Annotated in this window: 1 protein-coding gene and 2 pseudogenes; 1 reads left to right on the top strand and 2 read right to left on the bottom strand. The window is 58.3% G+C overall.

The genetic code is table 11. The features are described from left to right. Positions 1–425 (bottom strand): annotated as a pseudogene (locus EOA27_RS27915) (hypothetical protein); the annotation flags it as partial. 1,442 nt (positions 426–1,867) lie between these two features. Here EOA27_RS27915 and EOA27_RS27925 point away from each other — a divergent pair. Beyond that, positions 1,868–2,899, top strand: coding sequence for an ATP-grasp domain-containing protein (locus EOA27_RS27925; RefSeq protein WP_127257766.1), 1,032 nt, complete (start codon positions 1,868–1,870; stop codon positions 2,897–2,899). 279 nt (positions 2,900–3,178) lie between these two features. Here EOA27_RS27925 and EOA27_RS27930 read toward each other — a convergent pair. Then, positions 3,179–3,509, bottom strand: a pseudogene (locus tag EOA27_RS27930) (transposase); the annotation flags it as partial.

Raw genomic sequence — 3,509 nt, forward strand, 5'->3', positions numbered from 1 at the left:
CTATTTACATCCGTCGCATTCGCTGCCACGCGGTAAGCTGGTACTGGAACGCCGGCCTCCGCGAGGAGCTCACGTTGAACGAATTTGTCGCAGCATCCTTCAATCGATTCGGGGGTCGGTCCCGGGAGACCGAAATGCCGGCAGAGCTTGCCAACTGTCGCATAGACCGCCTCCCTGGCGCTCGTAATGCCAGCAATGTCATAGCTCGCACGCAGTCGAGAACATTCGCGGATCAGCGCATCGAGATTATTTGTATCGACACGGATTGCCTCAATCCCTTCCGCCGCAAGATAGTCGTACTGAGCTGGATCAGCCGACAGGGTAATGGGATGAAGACCAAGACGCTGGGTCGCGAGCACGTATTGCAGACCAGTAGCGTGCGTGTTGCCTTCAACTAGGATGAGCGCTCTTCTTGCCGTTGGCATTTTGATTCTCCATTGACTGACTGTGCGACGGACTGAGCGAAATCGGCATCAGCTTTTTCAGCCGTGCCTGACCTCAGACTTTGCGGTGAAGGTAACATCGTCAGCGATCTGCGGTTGCAAAGATTTTGTGAATTTGTTGTAAGCGGCGGTTCGATCCATCGATTTTGCGTCTTGAGGCGGCGCGCTGGATTTCCGGAGGTTCTTTCGGTTTCGGAATGAGACAGCAGGAATGGCTTCGTACCTCTGTGCAGAGCTTTCTAGCTAGTGCCCGTCCACAAACGCCAAACTGTTGATTTCTTGAGTGAATCGTAGCTTTGCGCAAGCAAGGCCCGGCCGGTTTCAGGTATGTTGGATCATGCTACTGATTCCAAAATCCTGCCACCGCCGGAGCCGACAATGCGCCAAGAACGCACCGTCCAACCCAGATCCTATGAAGAGTGTATAGCGACCTGCGCTGTGGTAAAGTGAGGTCACCAAAAACATCTCACACTGGAGGCAAGGGTCGTGGTCGAGTAGCTCAGCCATTCGGCTTTCGCCCTCACAGATCCGGGCGGGCGGATTTCCCGCACCAAATGTGCTCGAGCACATTTTGCAGAGCGTTTTTAGCTTGGCGTCGCGCAGAAAGGCGGGTGGCGAGAGCGCGCTGAGGTGGATCGCGCCGGTGAGCTAAAAACGTGTTGGACTAAGCCGCCGGCACGGGTGGCCGCTATGGGCGTTCAATCGAGGCGGTGCCCATGAACAGGCGTCGTGTGGTTTGGGGATGCCGTCGCGGAGGCCGCGATTGCAAGGGTCGCGTGCGCCGAAGCGGCACGGATATGGGTTGCGGCAAAGTGAGGGCCGGCGTCGCGCCTGTCGGCAGAGGCAGCCGGGGGTGACTGCGCGCACCTTCGTGGGACCGGCTCGGTTGTCGGGCCGAACGGCTCGTGCGATGCGGTGACGGCGAAAGCGGAGCGGTTCCTTCATGATGTATCCCAGTATGGCGGGGGTCCAGTGGCGCCGTCGAAGATTTCGACGATGATCATCTGGCCTTGACGACAGGACGGGCATTGCCTGAGGCAATGACCGGTGAGATCCTCGTAGCGGTCGCGGTAGTCCCTTTCGGATTAGCCAGTCTAGGGGTGCACTTCATCACTGTCCGGAATCATTGGAATACGCAGCGAGCCAGTCTTAGTCCCTAGCGGTGCGGCAGAGCCACCCTGGTGTTTTGACGTTCGACGTTCCCACTCGTGTTCGATTGACGACGCCGATGTGCGGAACGATACACCACCGCGCTTGTATTCCGCCGGCGCGAAGCCGAAGCCATTGGGTTTACTGCTTCCTCGCAAGGCCATCTTCATGGCACAGCAATTGCGAAGGAAAGGTGAAGGCGCTCGAATTACCCCTCGTAAACAGAGACGTCAGCAATTCCACGCAACAGGGGCAAACATCGAAGGAGTAGATTCATGCGGGTAGCCGTAGTGTGTAACATAGACAATGACCATGCGGGCGTTATCAACCGATTCGGTCGATCTTGTCCTGGAAGTGAAAATCGCGAGTGCTGCGAGGAGATGGTCGCGGCGCTGCAGGAAGGCGGCCATGATACGCTGCTATGTGAAGGCGATAAGGGATTGCTTACGACGCTTGAGCGGTTCATGCCCCCCGATTTGCAAGCCCGCCCTTCGGGAATTGTCTTCAACTATGCCAGGGGAATTCAGGGCGAATCCCGTTACACTCACCTTCCTGCCGTGCTTGAGATGGCCGGTGTGCCGTACACTGGATCAAGCCCGCTTGGGCATGCGATTGCTGATGATAAGGTCTTCACCAAGCAAATCATACGTGCCAGCGGCGTGCCGACGCCGAACTTTCGCGTAATGCGTCAGGGCACCGAGAGTATAGGCGACCTAAGGTTCCCAGTGGTAGTGAAACCGCGCCGCGAAGGTTGCAGCTACGGATTGCAATTGGTCCACAACCCTGCTCAGTTACGGCAGGCCGTCGAAGCAATCGTCACACACTATGAGCAGGATGCGCTCGTGGAAGAATACATCGATGGGCGAGAAATCACCGTCGCGCTGTTGGGAAATGCAGAACTCGAAGTGTTGCCTCTGGTAGAGCAGGACTTCGGCGATGCCAAAACTCCTCTTTACACTTGGGAGGCGAAGCACATCGGGGTCGGGAGCCCCGTTAAAGTTTGCCCGGCGCAACTCGACAGCAAGCTTGCGACGATGCTGCGGGAAATCTCGGCTGCAACCTTCCGCGCGTGCCTGTGCCGCGACTTAGCCCGCGTCGACCTCCGGATCGACCGCTCCGGCCAGCCCTTTGTCCTGGAGATAAATGCAAATCCGGACCTCTCAAAGGGCGCGTCATTTCCCGTGTCGGCGAAAACCGCCGGACACAGCTTCTCAAGTTTGATCAATCGAATTCTTGATCTTGCACACACGCGATATTTCGGATCCGGTATCCCCAAACCGACCCCCCTTGGTAAGAGTCCTCTCTGATTGGGGGTATGAGATCAAGCTCCGCCTACTTTCTTTCCGGACGATGTCGGTCCGTGGGTCACTTGCTGCTCTTCGTGGGTCGGCGCAACGCCGCCATGCGACGTTGTGGTCGTCTTGTCTTATGACCTAACCCGTCTTATTCATGACGCACCTGGGTCTTTTCCGCTGAGCGTCGGACAGGTGGCGGCTCGTGTCTTTTTCACCGCGGATGTGTCTGGACTTGTGAACGTGCTGGAGGGTGGAAGTTGTGTGGTTCGGCGGGGCCTGCTGCCCCGGCGGTCACGGTCCTGCGCGTAGCAGATTGCTGGCGATCGCCCGGAACAGACTTGCCTCGGGACAGGCGGCGGCGAAGGCCAGGCGGATGCGCGAGACGGTTTCGATAACGCGGGCGCCGAGCTTGAGCAGCCTGAGCCGCAGCGTAGCGAACTCGGCGTTGCGCAGATGATGGGTCGTGGGCACCGCCTCGACGCAGGGTGAGCATCAACCAGTAGCCGCGCAGCACAGGCTTGCGCTCGAGCGCGCGGCGGTGCGGATGTTGTTGGCGCTCTCGTCGACGAGCCGCTGCAGAACCTTGTTGCCGGGTAGGCCGAAGAGGTAGTCGATCGCATTG

The organism is Mesorhizobium sp. M2A.F.Ca.ET.037.01.1.1, assembly GCF_003998075.1.
Taxonomy (GTDB): Bacteria; Pseudomonadota; Alphaproteobacteria; order Rhizobiales; family Rhizobiaceae; genus Mesorhizobium.

Coding starts and splice junctions, on each gene's coding strand:
- EOA27_RS27925 (WP_127257766.1), top strand. CDS start 1,868: ATGCGGGTAGCCGTAGTGTGTAACATAGACAATGACCATGCGGGCGTT.